Annotated in this window: 15 protein-coding genes and 2 pseudogenes; 12 read left to right on the plus strand and 5 right to left on the minus strand. The window is 64.0% G+C overall.

Annotation, left to right across the window (positions count from 1 at the left end; genetic code table 11):
* Nucleotides 1–138 precede the first annotated feature (138 nt).
* Nucleotides 139–798 carry a TetR family transcriptional regulator gene (locus tag AC2S9W_RS07440; RefSeq protein ID WP_067108281.1) on the minus strand — a complete coding sequence of 220 codons (660 nt, stop codon included), beginning with the start codon at nucleotides 796–798 and terminating at the stop codon, nucleotides 139–141.
* Between the two features lie 238 nt (nucleotides 799–1036).
* Between AC2S9W_RS07440 and AC2S9W_RS07445 the strand changes: the two genes are divergently transcribed.
* The 12 genes from AC2S9W_RS07445 to AC2S9W_RS07500 all read left to right on the plus strand — a co-directional run bounded on the left by AC2S9W_RS07445 (nucleotide 1037) and on the right by AC2S9W_RS07500 (nucleotide 15017).
* The gene (locus AC2S9W_RS07445; RefSeq protein WP_486571808.1) at nucleotides 1037–3388 is read left to right on the plus strand and encodes a TonB-dependent receptor; all 2352 of its coding nucleotides are present in this window, start codon (nucleotides 1037–1039) and stop codon (nucleotides 3386–3388) included.
* 47 nt (nucleotides 3389–3435) lie between these two features.
* A complete protein-coding gene (locus tag AC2S9W_RS07450) occupies nucleotides 3436–4563 on the plus strand; it encodes an NAD(P)-dependent alcohol dehydrogenase (RefSeq protein WP_486571809.1) in 1128 nt (375 codons plus the stop codon).
* Entirely contained in the window at nucleotides 4556–5989 is a 1434-nt protein-coding gene (locus tag AC2S9W_RS07455) for an aldehyde dehydrogenase family protein (RefSeq protein ID WP_337180368.1), read from the plus strand. Before AC2S9W_RS07450 ends, AC2S9W_RS07455 begins: the two co-directional genes overlap by 8 nt.
* On the plus strand, nucleotides 5986–6798 hold the full coding sequence (locus tag AC2S9W_RS07460) for an enoyl-CoA hydratase-related protein (RefSeq protein WP_486571810.1): 813 nt from the start codon (nucleotides 5986–5988) through the stop codon (nucleotides 6796–6798). The genes AC2S9W_RS07455 and AC2S9W_RS07460 overlap by 4 nt, the downstream gene beginning before the upstream one ends.
* Nucleotides 6795–7583 (plus strand): enoyl-CoA hydratase/isomerase family protein, encoded by a 789-nt coding sequence (locus tag AC2S9W_RS07465; protein WP_486572065.1) that lies wholly within the window; start codon nucleotides 6795–6797, stop codon nucleotides 7581–7583. Before AC2S9W_RS07460 ends, AC2S9W_RS07465 begins: the two co-directional genes overlap by 4 nt.
* On the plus strand, nucleotides 7580–8395 hold the full coding sequence (locus AC2S9W_RS07470) for a VOC family protein (protein ID WP_486571811.1): 816 nt from the start codon (nucleotides 7580–7582) through the stop codon (nucleotides 8393–8395). Before AC2S9W_RS07465 ends, AC2S9W_RS07470 begins: the two co-directional genes overlap by 4 nt.
* 1 nt (nucleotide 8396) lies before the next feature.
* The gene (locus tag AC2S9W_RS07475) at nucleotides 8397–9944 is read left to right on the plus strand and encodes an acyl-CoA synthetase (RefSeq protein WP_104959346.1); all 1548 of its coding nucleotides are present in this window, start codon (nucleotides 8397–8399) and stop codon (nucleotides 9942–9944) included.
* 3 nt (nucleotides 9945–9947) lie between these two features.
* Nucleotides 9948–11048, plus strand: coding sequence for a phosphotransferase family protein (locus AC2S9W_RS07480; RefSeq protein ID WP_286749646.1), 1101 nt, complete (start codon nucleotides 9948–9950; stop codon nucleotides 11046–11048).
* Nucleotides 11049–11116: 68 nt separating this feature from the next.
* Nucleotides 11117–12385, plus strand: a complete 1269-nt coding sequence (locus tag AC2S9W_RS07485) for an acyl-CoA dehydrogenase family protein (protein ID WP_486571812.1) — start codon at nucleotides 11117–11119, stop codon at nucleotides 12383–12385.
* Entirely contained in the window at nucleotides 12385–12678 is a 294-nt protein-coding gene (locus AC2S9W_RS07490; protein WP_067108298.1) for a putative quinol monooxygenase, read from the plus strand. The genes AC2S9W_RS07485 and AC2S9W_RS07490 overlap by 1 nt, the downstream gene beginning before the upstream one ends.
* A gap of 37 nt (nucleotides 12679–12715) precedes the next feature.
* Nucleotides 12716–13780 (plus strand): zinc-binding dehydrogenase, encoded by a 1065-nt coding sequence (locus AC2S9W_RS07495; RefSeq protein ID WP_067108300.1) that lies wholly within the window; start codon nucleotides 12716–12718, stop codon nucleotides 13778–13780.
* A gap of 13 nt (nucleotides 13781–13793) precedes the next feature.
* Nucleotides 13794–15017 carry an NAD(P)/FAD-dependent oxidoreductase gene (locus tag AC2S9W_RS07500; RefSeq protein WP_486571813.1) on the plus strand — a complete coding sequence of 408 codons (1224 nt, stop codon included), beginning with the start codon at nucleotides 13794–13796 and terminating at the stop codon, nucleotides 15015–15017.
* Nucleotides 15018–15020: 3 nt separating this feature from the next.
* Here the strand turns inward: AC2S9W_RS07500 and AC2S9W_RS07505 are convergent, their stop codons facing one another.
* The 4 genes and pseudogenes from AC2S9W_RS07505 to istA form a co-directional block, all read right to left on the minus strand.
* Nucleotides 15021–15146 (minus strand): hypothetical protein, encoded by a 126-nt coding sequence (locus AC2S9W_RS07505; protein WP_486571814.1) that lies wholly within the window; start codon nucleotides 15144–15146, stop codon nucleotides 15021–15023.
* Nucleotides 15147–15515: 369 nt separating this feature from the next.
* A pseudogene (locus tag AC2S9W_RS07510) lies at nucleotides 15516–16457 on the minus strand (IS91 family transposase); the annotation flags it as partial.
* A gap of 100 nt (nucleotides 16458–16557) precedes the next feature.
* Nucleotides 16558–17394, minus strand: coding sequence for an IS21-like element helper ATPase IstB (gene istB / locus AC2S9W_RS07515; protein WP_067182650.1), 837 nt, complete (start codon nucleotides 17392–17394; stop codon nucleotides 16558–16560).
* A pseudogene (gene istA, locus AC2S9W_RS07520) lies at nucleotides 17391–18904 on the minus strand (IS21 family transposase). The gene istB and the pseudogene istA overlap by 4 nt, the downstream one beginning before the upstream one ends.
* Nucleotides 18905–19083: the final 179 nt, after the last annotated feature.

A 19083-nucleotide genomic window follows, 5' to 3' on the forward strand; every position in this document is an offset into this window, starting at 1 on the left:
TGTCGTGACGATTGGCGCCGCCTCGTTCCGTCATGGCGAATCTCTTTTGCGGCGCCGCCTATCCTTTACACCTTACACGTGTAAGTAACAATAGGCTATGCGAAGTTTCCGCAGATTTTAAGCGAGGTTTCCGGATTGCTATCCGGCGACGTCGGCCTGCAGCCCGGCGCGCACGAAATTCAGGACATGTTCGGTGTAGCGCTGGCGCATTTCGTCGCTCACTTCGGAGGCGTGAAGGCCCAGGCGATGCACATAGGAAGCCGTGAACATATAGTCGCAAGCGCCCGTGAGCGTGAAATAGCTGAATGTCGGGTCGACGTCGCGAAACTCGCCGGATTCGACGCCTTGCTGGATGATCGCGCGCTGGGCGATCAGGAGTGGTTCGACGCTGCTGGTGTAGACGTGTTTCGCGATCTCTTCGTCGGTCCCGTTGATCAGATAGGCGACCAGCTCGTTCATATAGGGATAGCGGTAATGGGTGTTGATCAGGCCGCTCAGATGCCGCTTGAGCTTTTCCCATGGCGTAATCGGCGCGTCGATCAGCGCCCGCAGGTTACGGATGGGCAGGTTCACGATGCGGTCCAGCAGCGCGACGAGCATGCCGTTCTTGCTTTTGAAATAATAGCGCACGAGTCCCGTATTGAGGCCGGAGCGTTCGGAGATGTCGGCGATCGCCACATCGAGCCCGCGGCGTTCGATCATCAGCGAATGCAGCGCGTCGAGCAGGGCTTCGGGCGAGCTTTGCGCCCCTTTTGCGCGCGTGGCGCGCGTCGTTTTCTTCATTGCCAGATCGGCCATCCCGTCAAAATCCCCATGCTTTGCCCGTGCAAGTGAGCTTGCTCCATCCTGTCTGGCATTTTGCCTAACTCGACTCAAGTTGTCTTGACAATCATTTTTACATACACAAGTAAGTTATTAATGTCGAACCCGAGTCGGGATATCGATGCGATAAGGCAAATGGGAGGGTTGGGAGATGAACACGCGTTTTTCGGGATGGTCCAGGGCCGCCGCCGTATCGTTGGTCGCCATTGCGGCGATGTCAGCCGGGGGTGCCGCCCACGCGCAGGACGCGGCAGCGCAGAAGGAGAGCGCGTCGGGCGGTGCGCCGGGCGTCGGCGAAATCATCGTGACGGCGCAGCGCCGCGAGGAGTCGGTCAACAAGGTCCCCATCTCGATCACGGCGCTGTCGGGTGATCAGTTGCGCGACATGAATATCCGCGATGTCGCGGACCTGACGCGCGTGGTCCCCGGTTTCACCGAGGCCAAGTCGGCGGGCGGCACGCCGATCTATACGATCCGCGGCATCGGCTTCAACACCGACTCCATGTCGGCGACATCGCCGGTCGGCATCTATGTCGACGAGGTTGCCTACGCCTATCCGTACATGAGCACCAATATCCTCTTCGACATGGAGCGGGTCGAGGTTCTGAAGGGGCCGCAGGGGACGCTCTATGGCCGCAACACGACGGGCGGGCTCGTCAATTTTGTGCCGGCGAAGCCGAGCGACACGTTCGAAGCGGGCGTGGCGGTCGAGGCGGGCAATTTCCTGGCCTATGACGCGACCGCCTATGTCACCGGGCCGCTTGCCGAGGGGCTGAGCGCGCGCTTGGCGCTTCGCGTCAATGGCCGGGCCGATGAATGGCAGCGCAGCGTCACCCGCGACGATGAACTCGGCAAGGCCGCGCAGCAGGCGGGACGAGCGATTCTGGCGTGGGACGGGGGTGGCGTGAAGCTCACGCTGACCGGCAGCTTCTGGCGCGACCGATCGGACACGCAGGCCCCGCAGGCGATCGCCTATGACCCGCAGCAGCCCGCGTTCGGCAACCCGCTGGGGTCGGCGTCCGTGATCACGGGCAAGTCGAACCGCGATGCCGACTGGACGCCGCTCGACTATCCCGGCCCGTTTGCCAACGGATATGAGCGTCCGCCTTACCGCGTCAGCGCGAACTTCCAGGCCTTGTCGGGCCGCGCCGAATTCGATCTCGACGACAATCACCAGTTCATCTCTTTGACCGGCTTCAACCATGTCGATCGCGAGCAGATGACCGACAAGGGCGGCACCCAGCTCGAAACGGCCGGCCGCTATGCCATCGGCAAGATCAATTCCTTCTCGCAGGAGTTCCGGATAACCGGACAGGACGGCCCCGCGACCTGGCTCGTCGGCGCCTATTATGGCGTGGACAAGGTCCAGGACGAGCTTGTCGGGTTCGACACCGACATGTCGATCATCGGCTTGCTGCGCTCCGTGGCCGCCAGCGTGCCCAGCAGCTATACGCCCGACGAGATCGCGGACGGTTTCCGTGCCTATCGGGCGCTCATCGCGATCCGCGACAAGACCTTCGGTGTCTTCGGCAATGTCGATCTGGAACTGAGCGACCAGTTCAAGCTGATCGTCGGCGCGCGCTACACGAAGGAAAAGCAGCGGTTCGAAGGATGCTCGGCCGATTTCATGGACAATACGGCGCCCATCTGGAACACCGCGCTTGCAGCGATCACGGGGACCAATGTCAATCTGCAGCCGGACCAATGCCTGACCTACAAGGATGATTTCAGTGGATCGTCAGGACTGGTCACCATTCCGCTGAACGAGGATAATTTCTCCTTCAAGGGCACGCTCAACTGGACGCCGCAGCCGGGCACCCTGTTCTACGCGTCTTTCTCGCGCGGCTACAAGGCGGGGGCGTTCCCGTTCAGCTCCGCCAATGTCGAGCAGCAACTGCTTCCCGCGAAGCAGGAAGAGGTGCTCGCCTATGAAGTCGGCACCAAGCTTTCGCTCGCCGATCGCAAGCTGCAGCTCAACATGGCCGGCTATTATTACGACTATCGCGACAAGCAGCTTTCGGCGCGTGTCTTCGACCCGGTGTTCGGGACCTTGCAGCGGCTGGTCAATATCCCGAAATCGGTCGTCTATGGCTTCGAAGCCGATCTGACCGGGCGGGTGGCCGAAGGACTGACCTTCCGCCTCTCTGGCAATTATCTGCATACCGAGGTCAAGGATTTCACGGCCTTCACGCTGGCCGGAACACCCGCCAATTTCGACGGCGAAGCCTTCCAGCTCTCGCCCAAATGGATGGGTACGGCCTCGGTCGACTATGAGACGCCCGTATCCGATGCGCTGGGCGCGGGCTTCTCGGTCGGCGTGAACTATCAGTCGGGTTCGAAGGGGCAACTCGAATCGAATCCGTTGCTCGCGATCAACGCGCGCGCGCTCGTCGATGCGTCGATTTTCCTCTTCGGCAACGACAGCGACTGGAAGGTGTCGCTGTGGGGCAAGAATCTGCTCGACAAATATTATTGGACCAACACCGACAGCGAACAGGACAGCTATATCCGCTTCACCGGAATGCCGCGCACCTTCGGCATTTCCTTCTCGACAAAATTCCGGTGACCGGCCCAGATCGAGGCAGGTGCCGCAATCATGAAGAGGTATGACCGATGAAGTGCAAGGCTGTGATCGCGCGTGAGGATGTTGCCGAATTCGGCTGGAGCGAGGTCGAACTAGACGAACCGCGCGCCGACGAGATCCTCGTCCGCATTGCGGGCGTCGGCCTGTGCCACACCGACCTCATCGCCCGCGACCAGTTCATCCCGGTCGGGTCGCCCGCCGTACTGGGGCACGAGGGCGCGGGCGAAGTGGTCAAGGTCGGGTCCGCCGTGACGAAAGTGGGGCCCGGCGACCGCGTCGCCCTCAGCTTCCGCTCGTGCGGGGCGTGCCGCAGCTGCGCCGATCACATGCCCAGCTATTGCCAGCATTTCGGCGGTCTCAACATGAGCGGCGCGCGTCCAGACGGCAGCAAGGCGGTGCGGCTCGACGGTCAGCCGATCTCGTCCAACTTCTTCGGCCAATCCTCCTTCGCCGAATATGCGCTCGCCTATGAAAGCAATGTCGTGCGTATCGAAGACGACGAGGTTCCGCTTGAACTGCTGGGGCCGCTCGGCTGCGGTATCCAGACAGGGGCGGGGGGCGTGATGCGTTCGCTTGCCTGCCCCGCGGGCTCGTCGCTGCTCGTCGTCGGCGGGGGATCGGTGGGGCTGGCGGCGGTGATGGGTGGCGCGGTGCAGCGGTGCGGCACGATCATCGTGGTCGAGCCGCATGCCGCGCGCCGCGATCTCGCGCTCGAACTCGGCGCGACGCATGCGATCGATCCGATCGGCAACGACGTGGCGGCCGCGGTGCGGGATATCCTTCCCGATGGGGTCGAATATGCCTTCGACACCACCGGCCGGCCGGACTCGTTCGCCGCCGTGCTGGCATCGCTCGCGGTGCGCGGTCATTTCGGCATGGTCTCGGCGCAGGCGGCCGACACGACGATCACACTGGACGTCAACAGCTTCATCCTGGCGGGCCATCATGTCCAGGGCATCATCGAAGGCGACAGCGATCCCGACGTCTTCATTCCCGAACTGATCGCGCACTACAAGGCCGGGCGCTTTCCATACGACCGGCTGGTGACGACCTATCCGCTGGCGGACATCAACCGCGCGATCGAAGACCAGCATGCGGGGCGCTGCATCAAGGCGGTCCTCATTCCCGATCACGGCAAGGGGGAAGCCCATGACTGAACCGGGCGCTTTCGCCATGACCATCGGCGGCCGCCCGGTTGCCGGCACCGCATGGTTTGATGTCCTCAATCCGGCGACCGAGGAGGTCGTCGGCCGCGCACCCGATTGCAGCCGCGCTCAACTCGACGAAGCGGTCGAGGCGGCGCGGGGGGCATTTCCGGCTTGGCGGGCGACGCCGCTTGCCGAACGGCAGCGGCTGGTGGCGAGGATCGGCGAGGTGATCCGCGAGCTGGCGGGCGACCTGAAATACCTCCTCACGGCCGAACAGGGCAAGCCGCACGCGGCCGCGGAGGCCGATCTGCTCGACGGCGCGCGTTGGTGCGAAGCGGTGTCGACGCTGTCGCCGCCGGTGATCGTCAACGAGGATGACGCGGAACGACGGTCCGAAACGCATTTCGTGCCGATCGGCGTGGTCGGCGGAATCGCACCTTGGAACTTCCCGATCGCGCTGGCGATGTGGAAGGTCGCACCGGCACTGGTCGCCGGGAACACGATGGTGCTGAAACCGTCGCCCTTCACGCCGCTGACGACGCTTCGCATCGGTGAGGCGTTGCAGGCGGTACTGCCGCCGGGCGTGCTCAACATCGTGACGGGGCAGGACGAACTGGGCCCGTGGATGACCGCGCATCCGGGTATCGACAAGATCAGCTTTACGGGCTCGACCCAGACAGGCCGCAAGGTGATGGCGTCGGCGGCCGCCACGCTGAAACGTGTGACGCTTGAGCTTGGCGGCAACGATGCCGCGATCGTCCTGCCCGATGTCGATGTCCGCGACACCGCCGAGAAGCTGTTCTGGGCGGCCTTCTTCAACGCCGGGCAAATCTGCATCGCGACCAAGCGCGTCTATATCCATGCGGATATCTATGACGAACTGCTCGACGCCTTGACCGCCTATGCCGCGACGGTGAAGGTCGGGAACGGCGCGCATCAGGGCGTCGACCTCGGGCCGATCCAGAACCGGCTGCAATATCGGCGGGTCGTCGATCTGATAGAAGACGCCCGGCAGCAAGGCTATGCGCTGCGCACGGCGGGCGAAGTGCCGGACGGGCCCGGCTATTTCGTTCCGATCACCTTCGTCGACAATCCGCCGGATGACGCCCGGATCGTCGCGGAAGAGCAGTTCGGTCCCGTTCTGCCGCTGATGAAATTCGACTCGGTCGACGAAGCCGTCGCGCGTGCCAATGCGTCGGACTATGGTCTGGCGGGATCGGTCTGGTCGAAGGACGAGCAAGCCGCGCTCGCTATTGCAGGGCGGCTAGAGACCGGGACGGTGTGGATCAACGAGGCGCTCCATGTGACGCCTTTCGCTTCCTTCGGCGGACATAAGCAGTCGGGCATGGGGGTCGAAAATGGCATCGACGGCATGCTCGAATATACCAATCCGCAGACGATCGTCCTGCGCAAGGCCGGCGGGGGCGAAGCGTGAGCGACGATATCCGTTATGAGGTGAGGGGCAGGGTGGCGATCGTCCGCCTGAACCGGCCCGACAAGCTGAATGCCTTCACCTATGACATGCTGGCGGCCTTTCGGGATCGGATCGACGAGGCGGTACGGGATAGCGCGGTTACCGCGATCGTCGTCACCGGAACGGGGCGTGCTTTCTGCGCCGGAATCGACGTGAGCCTCCTCGAACAGAGCGTGATCGAGGGGCGCGAGAGCGAGGGCCGCGACCATATCCGCGATGGCGACCTTCCGGCGCTGTTCAGTTTCCTGCTGCGCGTTCCCAAGCCGGTAATCGCGGCGGTCAACGGAGTGGCAGCCGGTGGCGGTTTCGTGCTCGCCATGATGTGCGACATGCGCGTCGTCGCCGACGATGCCTATCTGGCGACGATCTTTTCGCGGCGCGGCCTGATCGCCGAACATGCGATGAGCTGGATATTGCCTCGCCAGATCGGCACCAGCCGCGCGCTCGACCTGCTGTGGAGCTCGCGCAAGGTGGGCGCTCGCGAAGCGCTGGCGATCGGGCTCGCCGATCGTATCTCCAACCCCGAAGCGCTGCTCGACGATGTCGCGGCTTATGTGGAGGAACTCGCCGCCAGCGTATCTCCGCGCGCGATGGCGGTCATCAAGCGGCAGGTCTATGCCCATTGGTCGGCCGCCCTGCGCGAGGCCTCGATCGAGTGCGAATGGCAGATGAACGAAGCACTCGCCCATTCCGACGCCGAAGAGGGCGCGCGCAGTTTCGTCGAACGCCGCGAGCCGCGTTTCGGGTCGCTGGAGGTGCGGTTGCCATGAGCGATTATCGCACGATCCTCTTCGATCGCCGGGATGCGGTCGCGCAGATACAATTCAATCGGCCCCATGCCCGCAACAGCCTGACCGACGAAACCTCCGCCGAATTCGCCGACGCGGTTGAGCGGACATCTCGGGACGCTTCGATCCGGGTTTTGCTGATCCGCGGCAACGGCACGGATTTCTGTCCGGGTGCCGATGTGAAGGCTTATCATGGCGATCCCGATGTTCAGGCGGGGCATGATGATGCCAGGCCCGAAGATTTCCGATCGAGCATTCTGCTCCATGAAATGCCCGCCGTCACGGTCGCCGCGATCCGGGGCGGATGCGCCGGGGCGGGGTTCGGATATGCGTGTGCGTGCGATATTCGCGTCGCCGACCGCAGCGCTCGTTTCAACACGGCGTTCCTCGATGTCGGGGTTGCGGGCGACATGGGCGTTCCCTGGTCGCTTCCCCGACTGATCGGCGCGGCGCGCGCGCGCGATCTGTCCTTTCTGCCGCGCAAGTTCGACGCCGCAGAGGCCCATGCGATCGGACTGCTGGCCAGGCTCTTCCCCGACGAAGTTTTCGAGGCCGAAGTCGAAGCTCTCCTTGCACGGCTCTGCGGAATGGCGCCGCTGGCGCTCCGGGGATTGAAGGCCAATTATCTCGCCGCCGAGAGAATGGATTTCGCGGATTATGTCGCGCTGGAGACGGAGCGCCATCTGGAACTGTTCGACAGCGAAGACAGGGCGGAGGCTTTCGCCGCCTTTGCCGAGAAGCGCCCCGGCAGGTTTCAGGGACGATGACGCCGGTCGCCGACAATGGCCGCGCGGACTATCGGCTGCGACAGGTCGCCTTCGCGTCGACCGATCTCGAGCCGGTGGCGGACGATTTCGAAGCCGTGTTTGGACTGAAAATCGCCTTCCGGGACCCCGAGATCATTCACTATGGCCTCAAGAATATCGTGATGCCGGCGGGCTCCGATTTCATCGAGGTGGTCCAGCCCGTTCAGTCGAACACCTCGGCCGGCCGCTATCTGGCGAAACGCGGTGAAGATGGCGGCTATATGGTCATCGTGCAGGCGGCCGACGCGCTGGCGCATCGCGCGCGTCTTCAGGCGGCGGGGGTCGAGATCGTCGATGTCATGGATGTCGAGGACCACCAATGTTCGCATATCCATCCGCGCGAGTTCGGGGGCATATTGGCGTCGATCGATTCCACGCCGATCGCTTCGGACTGGCGCGATGCCGATAGCCACTGGTATCCGGCGGGCGGCGCGAACTGGCCTGCGGCGCGCACCGCGGACGTTCAGGGTATCGCCGCCGTCGCGATCCAGTCGGCCGATCCCGTCGACACGGCGGGCCGCTGGTCGCATGTCCTCGCGGCGCCGCTCCGTGACGAGCCGCCGCGGATCGAGTTGCTGCGCGGTGCCGAGATTCGTTTCGTGACCCCGACCGACCGGCATGGACGGGGTATCGCCTATACCGCGCTTGCGATGCGCGATCCGGGCCTCGCGATCGAGCGTGCCCGAAGCCGCGGGCTGCCGGTCGAGGACGGTGCCGTCCTGATTTGCGGCGCGCGTTTTCTGCCTGTGCCGATGATCGGGGAGTTGGGCTGACATGCATCCGTTCGTTCATGCCCGCGCGACGCCCGACAAGCCCGCCTATATCATGGCCGGTTCGGGCGAGGCGGTGAGCTATGCCGAACTGGAAGCGGCAGCCAACCGTGCAGCGCATCTTTTCCGCCGCCACGGCCTTCGCCGCGGCGACAATGTCGCGCTGCTGATGGAAAACAGCGTGCACTATTATCCCATCTTCTGGGCGGCGCAGCGTGCGGGTCTCTATCTTACCGGGATTTCGACCAGGCTGACGGCGGGCGAGGCCGAATATATCGTTCGCAATGCCGGGGCAAAGCTTCTGGTCACGTCCGCGGCGCTGAAGGCGGTCGCGCTTCCGCTGGCCGATCGGCTGGCGGACATCGCGCTCTATATGGCCGGCGGGATCGAGTCGCCCTTTCGGTCGTGGGAAGATGCCGTCGCGGCGATGCCTTCGGAGCCGGTGGCCGACGAATCGCCGGGCGCGCTGATGCTTTATTCGTCGGGAACGACGGGACAGCCGAAGGGCGTCAAGCATCCCTTGCCGACCGGCCCGATCGACGAGCCCAATTACCTCGTCGAATTGATGCTCACGCTCTACGGCGGTTCGCGCGACATGGTCTATCTGTCGCCGGCCCCGCTCTATCATGCCGCGCCGCTGTCCTGGTCGACGATCGTCCATCGTCTGGGCGGCACGGTGATTCTGATGGAGCGTTTCGACGAGGAGCGGGCGCTCGAATTGATCGACCGCTATCGCGTGACGCATTCGCAATGGGTGCCGACCCATTTCTCGCGGATGCTGAAGCTGCCGGAAGCTGTTCGGGCGCGATACGACATGTCGTCGATGGTCACGGCCATTCACGCCGCGGCGCCCTGCCCGGTTCCGGTCAAGGAAGCGATGATCGCGTGGTGGGGGCCGATCATCCACGAATATTATGGCGGCACCGAATCCTGTGGAACGACCCATTTGTCGACCGAGGAATGGCTTGTGAAGAAAGGCTCGGTCGGCCGCGCGCGGCTCTGTGAGGTCCATATCTGCAACGATGAAGGCGAACCACTGCCAGCAGGCAAAGAAGGACTTGTCTATTTCGCGGGCGGCAACGATTTCGAATATCATCTCGATCCGGAAAAAACGGCGGCAAGCCGCAACAGGCTGGGCTGGAAGACGCTCGGCGACATCGGGCGGCTCGACGAAGACGGCTATCTTTTCCTGACCGACCGCAAAAGCTTCACCATCATTTCGGGGGGCGTGAACATCTATCCGCAGGAGATCGAGAATCTGCTCGTCACGCACCCGAAGGTGGCGGATGCGGCGGTGATCGGCGCACCCGACGAAGATATGGGGGAGCGCGTGGTCGCGGTGGTGCAGCCGCTCGATCCCGCCGACGGCGGCGAAGCGCTCGCTGAGGAACTGAAGCTGTTTTGCCGCGCGAGCCTCAGTGGGCTCAAGGTGCCGCGGCAAATCGATTTTCGGGACGAACTGCCGCGCCAGCCTACCGGAAAACTCTACAAGCGCCTGCTTCGCGACGAATATCGGCAACGCGCCGACCAGGCGGCGACGGCAGGGACGTAGCAGATGATGTCGGACTCTTTTCTCAGCCATGCCGGAGCCGATCGGGACGCGAGCCGTCTGGTGGATCTTGCGCGTCTGGAACAATGGCTCGACGATGCCGGCGTCGGATCGGGGCCGCTGGAAAATGTCGTGCCTCTGGCGGGGGGAACCCAGAATATCCTGCTGGCGTTCGACCGCGAGGGCGAGCGTTATGTTCTTCGCCGACCGCCGTTGTTTCCCCAATATGACGGAAATGCCACGATCCGGCGCGAGGCGCGCTTTCTGACCGCGTTGCGCGGCAGCGATGTTCCGCACCCGCCGATCGTCGCCGATTGCCCCGATCACGACGTGCTGGGCGCATCCTTTTTCGTGATGAAGCGGATCGACGGCTTCAACGCGCATGACCGTCTGCCGCCCCTTCATGCCGAAAGCGCGCGCATCCAGCGCGCGATGGGCTTCGCGCTCATCGACGGCATCGTGGCGCTCGGCCGTATCGATCCCTTTGCGGTGGGCCTCGGCGATATCGGTCGGATCGACGGCTATCTCGATCGCCAGGTGCCGCGCTGGCTGAAGCAACTCGACGACTATCGGCAGTATGAAGGATGGCCGGGTGCGAGCGGTCTGCCGGGCGTCCAGACGGTCGCCGACTGGCTCACGGCCCACAAGCCGGAGGGTTTCACGCCTGGCATCGTGCATGGCGACTATCATCTCTCCAACGTCATGTTTCGCCCCGATGGCCCCGAACTGGCGGCCATCGTCGATTGGGAACTCGCGAGCATTGGAGATCCGCTGGTCGATCTCGGCTGGGTGGTGGCGACCTGGCCCGGTGCCGAAGGCCCGGTTCCGGGCACGGTCGGCGCGCATCCGTGGATCGGTTTTCCAACGGCCCAGGAACTGGTCGAGCATTATGGACGCAACAGTCCACGCGATCTGTCGCACATCCGCTGGTACGCGGTGCTTGGATGTTTCCGGCTCGGAATATTGGTCGAGGGAACGCATGCGCGGTCGTTTGCGGGCAAAGCCGATCCTGCCATTGGCGATCGCCTTCATGCGCAGGCGGCTTTCCTTTTCGATCGCGCATCGAAACTGATCGCGGGTAACCCTCCGCTTTCCACTATCGATTGAGCAAAGGCCGCCGAAGGGCAAAACTCACGATATATTTACTTACTCATATATGTAACATGGAGGTAGATTTGGGCTGGGACTTTGAAACCGATCCTGATTTTCAGGCGGAACTCGACTGGATGGCGGCGTTCTTGCGCGAAAAGGTGGAGCCGCTCGACCATGTACTCGACAATCCCTATGATGTGACCAACCCGCGAAACATCAGGTTGGTCCGTCCGCTGCAACAGCAGGTGAGGGATCGCGGACTGTGGGCCTGCCACCTGGGGCCCGAACTCGGCGGCAAGGGTTTCGGGCAGGTCAAGCTCGCGCTGATGAACGAGATATTGGGCCGGTCGAAATTCGGATCGGTAGTCTTCGGATGCCAGGCTCCGGACACCGGCAACGCGGAAATCCTCGCGCATTACGGCACACCCGAGCAGAAGGACCGCTTCCTGAAACCGCTCCTCGAGAATGAGATCGTCTCCTGCTTCTCGATCACCGAGCCGCAGGGGGGCGCCGATCCGACGCTGTTCACGACGAAAGCGGTCGAAACGGACGGTGAATGGGTAATCGACGGCGAAAAATGGTTCGCCTCGAACGCAAGCTGCGCCGCCTTCTTCATCGTCATGGCGGTCACCGATCCCGACGCACCGCGCCACGAGCGGATGTCGATGTTCATCATTCTTGCGGGAACGCCCGGCCTGGAGATCGTCCGTGACGTCGGCCATGTCGGCGAGAAGGTTCCGATGCATGCCTATCTGCGCTTCAATGGCGTCAGGGTTCCGGCCGGGAACATGCTCGGGAAGCGCGGACAGGCGTTTGCGGTCGCGCAGACGCGGCTGGGCGGAGGCCGGATCCATCATGCGATGCGGACGCTCGGCGAGGCGCGCAAGGCGTTCGAAATGATGTGCGAACGTGTCGTGTCGCGGCGGACGCGCGACGGTCTGCTCGCCGAAAAACAGACCGTGCAGGAGAAGATCGCCGATAGCTGGACCGAACTCGAGCAGTTCCGCCTGCTCGTCCTGCGCACCGCGTGGCTGATCGACAAATATCAGGACTATCGGATGGTGCGGAAGGATATCGCCGCCGTGAAAGCGGCAATGCCGCGCGTGCTGCACGATGTTGCGAGCCGGGCGCTGCATTTGCACGGCTCGCTTGGCGTGAGCCATGAAATGCCCTTCATGGACCAGATCGCCATGTCCTATGTCCTCGGGCTCGCCGACGGACCGACGGAAGTGCACAAGGTCACGGTCGCGCGGCAGATTCTGCGCGACGTCGTGCCGTCGACGGACCTGTTTCCCGCCTATCACATCCCGCGGCTGGAAGCGGAGGCGCGTGCGCTGGTGGGGGAGGTCTGATGGCGCAGGTCGCGACGATCGTCACGCTCGATATCCTGCCCGACAAGGACGCGGAGTTCCGATCGATTATCGAAGCGATGATTGCGGACGTCCGGGCGAACGAGCCCGACACCTTGCTCTATTGCCTGACGCGCGACGCCGAGGGCGGCCGCTACCGCATGCTCGAAATCTATGCGTCCGCGGATGCCGCCGTGGCGCATGGCAAGCGCGAGACGATCCGCGCGCGAGCGCGGCTCATTGGCCCATGCCTTGCCACGCCCGTCACGATCGAGAAACTGGAAGGCATATTATGATCGCAAATTATCACTATGCCGCGGCGGGGAAAGGCTGATGCGCGCGGTTGTCCTCCGAAACGGCGAACTCATCGTCGCCGAGCAACCCGAACCGGCTCCGGGTGAAGGTCAGGTGCTCGTGCGGACCCGCACCTGCGGGATCTGCGGCACCGATCTGCACGCACGCCATCATCTGGCCAATTTCCTGGATGGGATGACGCGCTCGGGCTCTCACCTGCCGACCGATCCCAGGGCGGATGTCGTGTTCGGGCATGAGTTTTGCGGGGAGATACTGGATCATGGTCCGAACACGGACCAGCGGCTCGCGCCGGGGACGCTGGTGGTCGGCCTGCCCTATATAACCGGACCTGCCGGCGCGGAATATGTCGGCTATTCCAACCGCTTCCCCGGCGGGTTTGCAGAGCGGATGGTATTGACGGAACGTCTGCTGTTTCCCGTCGGCAACGGATTGTCGGCCGATCACGCCGCGCTGACCGAACCCTTCGCGATCGGCGAGCATGCCGTGGCGCGTGCGCGCGTCCCCGAAGATGCCCGTATCATGGTCGTCGGCTGCGGTCCCATCGGTCTTGCCGTGATCGCGGCGCTCAAGGCTCGCGGGCTGGGCCCGGTGATCGCCATCGACTTTTCACCGGCGCGGCGCCGCTTCGCGGAGGCGATGGGGGCGGACATCGTTGTCGATGCTGCTGACGAGACGCAGGCGTCCGTCTGGGCGCGGATCGGCAACAGGAAGCAGCGCGCGGTTGCGTTCGAATGTGTCGGCAGGCCGGGCGTCGTACAGCATATCATCGAAGAGTTGCCGCGTAACGGATTTGTCGTCGTCGTCGGCAACGTCCTGGAACCGAGCTCGATCGATCAGGTGATCGCCTTCAACAAGGAAATCGATATCTGCTTTGCGCAGAATTACACCTCGGGCGAATTCCGCTCCACGCTCGACAATATCGCCGAGGGTCGGATCGACGTGACACCCGTCCTGACCGGAATCGTGCCGCCCGAAGGGGTCGCAGCTGGTTTCGATGCGCTCGCGGATCCCGAGAAACATGCCAAGATCATCGTGAGCTTTGACGTGCCGGCGCCTGACATTTCGGGTCACATATCCGCTTGAGCGAGCGTTATCGATGCATTTTGAGGTATTGATTGTGGGCGGCGGTCACGGCGGTGCGCAGGTTGCGGTGATGCTGCGGACGCAGAAGTTTGCGGGGAGCGTTGCGATCGTCGGCGACGAGCCGGAGCTTCCCTATGAGCGCCCGCCCTTGTCGAAGGAGTATTTCGCGGGCGAGAAGGAATTCGAGCGCATCCAGCTGCGCCCCGCCAGATATTGGGACGAGCGCGACGTGACGATGCTGCTCGGCAAGCGCGTGGTCGGTGTCGACCCGGCGGCGCACACCGTCACGACCGACGGCGGCGAGACGATCGGCTACGGCAAGCTCGTCTGGGCGACGGGGGGCGCGCCGCGGATGCTGCCGATCCCCGGCGGCGATCTCCCCGGTGTGCAGGGCGTGCGCACCCGCGCCGATGCCGATGCGATGAAGGCGGCGTCGGAAACGGCGAGGCAGATCGTCGTGATCGGCGGCGGCTATATCGGGCTCGAGGCGGCGGCGGTGCTGACCAAGACGGGCAAGCAGGTCGTGCTGCTCGAGGCGCAGGACCGGGTGCTCGCGCGCGTCGCGGGCGAGGCTCTGTCGCGCTTCTACGAAAAGGAGCATCGCGACCATGGGGTGGACCTCCGGCTCGGCGTCTGCGTCGAGGCGATCGAGGGCGAGGCGCATGTCACCGGCGTTCGCCTGTCGGACGGCGAGGTCATCCCCGCCGACCTCGTCATCGTCGGCATCGGCATCGTTCCGGCGGTCGAGCCGCTGCTCGCGGCGGGCGCCGAGGGCGATAACGGCGTGCTCGTCGACCGCCATTGCAAGACGAGCCTTCCCGACATCTACGCGATCGGCGACTGCGCGGCGCACGAAAACCCCTTTGCCGAAGGCGCGGTGATCCGGCTCGAATCGGTGCAGAACGCCAATGACCAGGCCAATGTCGTCGCCAAAGGCATCGTCGGTGACGAAGCGCCCTATCATGCGATCCCGTGGTTCTGGTCGAACCAGTATGACCTCAAGCTCCAGACCGCGGGCCTGTCGACCGGGCACGACCGGGCGGTTCTGCGCGGCGACCCCGCGACGCGCAGCTTCTCGGTCGTCTATCTGAAGCAGGGCAGGGTGATCGCGATCGACTGCGTCAATGCGACGAAGGACTATGTCCAGGGCCGCATGATCGTCACCGCGGGGCTGCTGGCAACCCCCGGGCAACTCGCCGACACCCGGACCCCGCTCAAGGAACTCCTCGCACCCTGACGCTCAGGCAGCGCCGGGCGGCGCATCGCCCAGCGCCTGCTTCAGCGTCGTCCTGATGCCGCGAAGCAGACGGCGCAGCACCACGATGACAATCACCGCCGCAACCGCCAGAAGCACCGCAATCCCCATGGCAAGCGGAGGTAGCAACGCTCTTCGTCAGCTTTACAGCATCCTTGACCACTAGCTGACTGGCTGCAGACGTTGAGAGTTTCAGACGCCGCCAGGCGTCAGAAAGTCTTCGGTGCCCGAACCGCGGTGGTCATGAGCCGAGCTATGGGGAAAGCTGTTTTGCGCTGATGGTGGGGTAGCCGGGCGCAGCCCAAAAGCGGACGCTTCCGGTAGCGGAGCGTCTGGATATGGGTCGAAAAAGCGGACGTGCAAAAGCAGACGGGCCGATTTTGGTGGTGTGACGTCTGCTTTTGAGCAGGGCCAGCGCAAGCGGGTCCGCTTCCAGGCGCGGGTCTGCCCTGGATGGTGTTGGCGATAGGCCGTGCCGGGTCACGGCGCCTGTATCCCGGATGACGGTGCCGGAGAGGGCGGCGCACGCGGGAGGTAGCGGCGCTCGAAAACCTCGATGATGATCATGGTGCCGCCACAGCAAGGGCATAGCGGTTGAGCTTTGAGGTCGGCGGGTTGATCGTCGTCTGGTGAAGGTGCGACGCTGAGCAGGCGGCGAGCGCGTTCGAGATGATACTTGCGCCTGGCGCTGGCGAGCAGTCCATAGTGGCGGATCCGATGGAACCCACGCGGCAGGGCGTGGAGGAGAAAGCGGCGGATGAACTCGTCAGCAGCGAGCGTCATGACCTGCTGCCGTCCGGCGCCGGACTTGCGGTAATCCTTGTAGCGGAAGGTGACCCCGACCTCATCGAACCGGAGAAGGCGGCTGTTCGATATCGCGACCCGGTGGGTGTAGCGTGACAGATAGGCGAGCACCGCCTCGGGCCCAGCGAACGGTGGCTTGGCATAGACGACCCAGCGCTTCTTGCGGACCGGCGAGAGGTGCCGCAGGAACGCGCGTCGTTCGGCGAGATGCGTGAGGCTGCCAAAGAGGGCGAGCTGCCCGCGGTCATGGAGCGCGCGCAGCCGGGTTAGGAACAGGCGTCGGAACAGGGCACCAAGCACGCGGACCGGCAGCAGGAAGGCGGGGCGTGCGGATATCCAGCGTGTTCCATCGCGCGAGATGCCGCCGCCGGGCACGATCATGTGGATATGGGGATGATGGGTCAGCGCCGAGCCCCATGTGTGGAGGACGGCGGTGATGCCGATCCGGGCGCCGAGGTGCTTCGGGTCGGCGGCAATCGTCAGCATCGTATCGGCCGCCGCCTTGAACAGCAGGTCATAGACGAGCGCCTTGTTGTGGAAGGCGATCGCGGCGACCTCGGCAGGCAGCGTGAACACGACGTGGAAATAGCCGACCGGGAGGAGGTCGGCCTCGCGGGCTGTAGCGCGACGATCTGGATGAGAAGTTAGCGACGATCAGGATGAGAAGCGCTGACCGCGACGGTGCCGTTTTGATGTGTTTAATTGTCGCTGGCAAGGCCTATGTCGCAGGTTGATTGTCGTGGAGCGACAGGCCGGTATTTTTGATTGTCGCGACCTTTGCGGGCCGACCTGCGCCGTGCTGCTTTCGGTCGATCGCGGCGCGCCGCCGATAGCTTTCGACGTTCATTTCGAAGATGGTGGCGTGGTGCACGAGGCGATCGACAGCGGCCAGCGTCATGGCGGGATCGGGGAAGACCCGGTTCCATTCGCCGAACGGCTGGTTGGCGGTAATCAGCAGCGAACGCCGCTCGTATCGCGCGCTGATCAGCTCGAACAGGACCGAGGTTTCGGCTTGGTCCTTGGCGACGTAAGCCAGATCGTCCAGGATCAGCAGATCGAAGCGATCGAGCCGATTGATCGCGTTTTCGAGCGTAAGCTCGCGGCGCGCAACCTGCAGTTTCTGGACGAGGTCGGAGGTCCGGACGAACAGCACGCGCCAGCCCTTTTCGATGAGCGCCAGTCCGATCGCCGACGACAGGTGCGATTTGCCCCCGCCGGGCGGGCCGAACAGGATCAGGTTCGCGCCGTTTTCGAGCCAGCTGTCTCCGGCGCAGATCGCCATGACCTGCGCCTTCGATATCATCGGCACCGCGTCGAAGTCGAACGTATCGAGCGTCTTTCCCGGCAACAGCTTTGCTTCCGCCAGATGCCGCTCCATCCGGCGGCGACCGCGTTCGGCGATCTCATGCTCGGTGATGGCGCTGAGGAACCGTGCCGCCGGCCAGCCCTCCTTGTCGGACCGATCGGCGAACGTCGGCCAGAGCTGCTTGATTGTCGGAAGCCGCAGCTCATTGAGCATCAGGGTGAGCTTGGTCGCATCGATGCCCTGGGTCATGCCATTTCCTCCGCGCGAGGAGCCAGCAGCGCTTCATAGGCGCTCAGCGGGACGAGCTCGACGATAACCTCGGGTAAAGCCGCGGGGTCGGGCGCGAACCGCGCACGCAGCGCTGCCATGTCCGGCATGCCCTGCGGCGTCGCCAGCAGGGATTCCAGCACGCCAGCAAGCTCGGCCTCGCAGGCCCGCTCATGTGCAAGGCTGAGCAACTCGACCATCGTCCGGCACGCCATCCGATCGGCGAGCCGCTCGATCAGCCGGTCGAACATGCGCCGATAGGCCTCGCGCGGGAAGAGCTGGTCACGGTAAACGAGGTTCAGCAACGCCATCGGCTTACGCCGCAGCGCATGGATCACATGGCGATAATCGACGACATGATCATGCTTGCCTTTGCGGTCGGCGCGACCGCGCGGCAGAGTGAACAGGGGCGTGCCGCCGAGGAAGAGCTCAAGCCGGTCGTCGTAAAGCCGTACCCGCAGCCGGTGACCGATCAGCCGCGACGGCACCGTGTAGAAGACCTTGCGCAGCGTGAACCCGCCCGAGGAGGTGACCATGACGAGCACCTCTTCATAATCGCTGGTGCGCATGCCCGGCAGCGACTGAAGCACCGCCCGCTCGGCGTCGATGCGCTTCGCGCTCCGGGCATTCTTGCGCGCGACGATCTCGTCGATGAAGCGTCGATATTCCGCAAGCTCGCCAAAGTCGACCGATCCGCGCATCAGCAGGGCATCACGCACTGCCGCCTTCAGATGCCCGTGCGCGCTTTCTATCGCGCCATTCTCGTGCGCAACGCCGCGGTTGTTGCGGCTCGGCTCCATCCGGTAATGGCGGCACAGCGCGTCATATCTGTGCGTCAGATCATCGCGCGCCGATGCATCCAGATTGCGGAACGCCGCCGACAGGCTGTCGCTGCGATGTTCACGCGGCGCCCCGCCCAGCGCCCACAGCGCATTTTGCAGACCCTCCGCCAGCGCGACATAACTCTCGCCGCCAAGGATCACATGGGCATGCTCGAAGCCCGAACAGGCGAGCCGGAAGTGATACAGCCGGTGGTCGAGCTCGACCCCCGCGATCCGTACACCCAGATCGGCCATGTCCGTAAAATCCGACAGCCCCATCCGCCCCGGCTCGTGCACCGGCGGAAGATCACATCGCGATCCGGGCCTTGCAGCGCCCGCCAACTGCGGATCCGACGCTCCATCGTCCGCCGCACTCCATCGGGAAGCTCAGGATGACGACGCTGCATTTCTTCGAACACCGCGACGGCGCGGATTCCCGGCGCACTCTCCAGAAGCGGTACAACCTCGCTATCGAAGATATCCGCCAGCGGATCGGGGCGACGGCGACCGCGCGGCGCCTTCTTTTGCGACGGCAACTGCGCATCCTGCTCCAGCCGATAGGCCGTCGCCGTGCTGAACGCCGCGCACGCCGCCGCTGAACGCGGCGACACTGTCTGTCTCATCTTCATATATAATCTCACCTGATGATCGTTGATATGGCTCCCAGGCACCGCTTCTCCCCTTCAGAAGGAGGCGCCACCTGACAGGTCACGATCACCAAAAGCGCCCTTCCAGAAGAAAAGGCGCTCGCGGCGGTGTGTCTGTCGCTCCTCGGGGCTTCGCCCCTCGTCCCGACAGACACACCGCCGCCTTTCTCATCTAGATTGTCGCGCTGTTCTCACCTTGATTG

This window comes from Sphingopyxis sp. 550B (genome assembly GCF_057401805.1).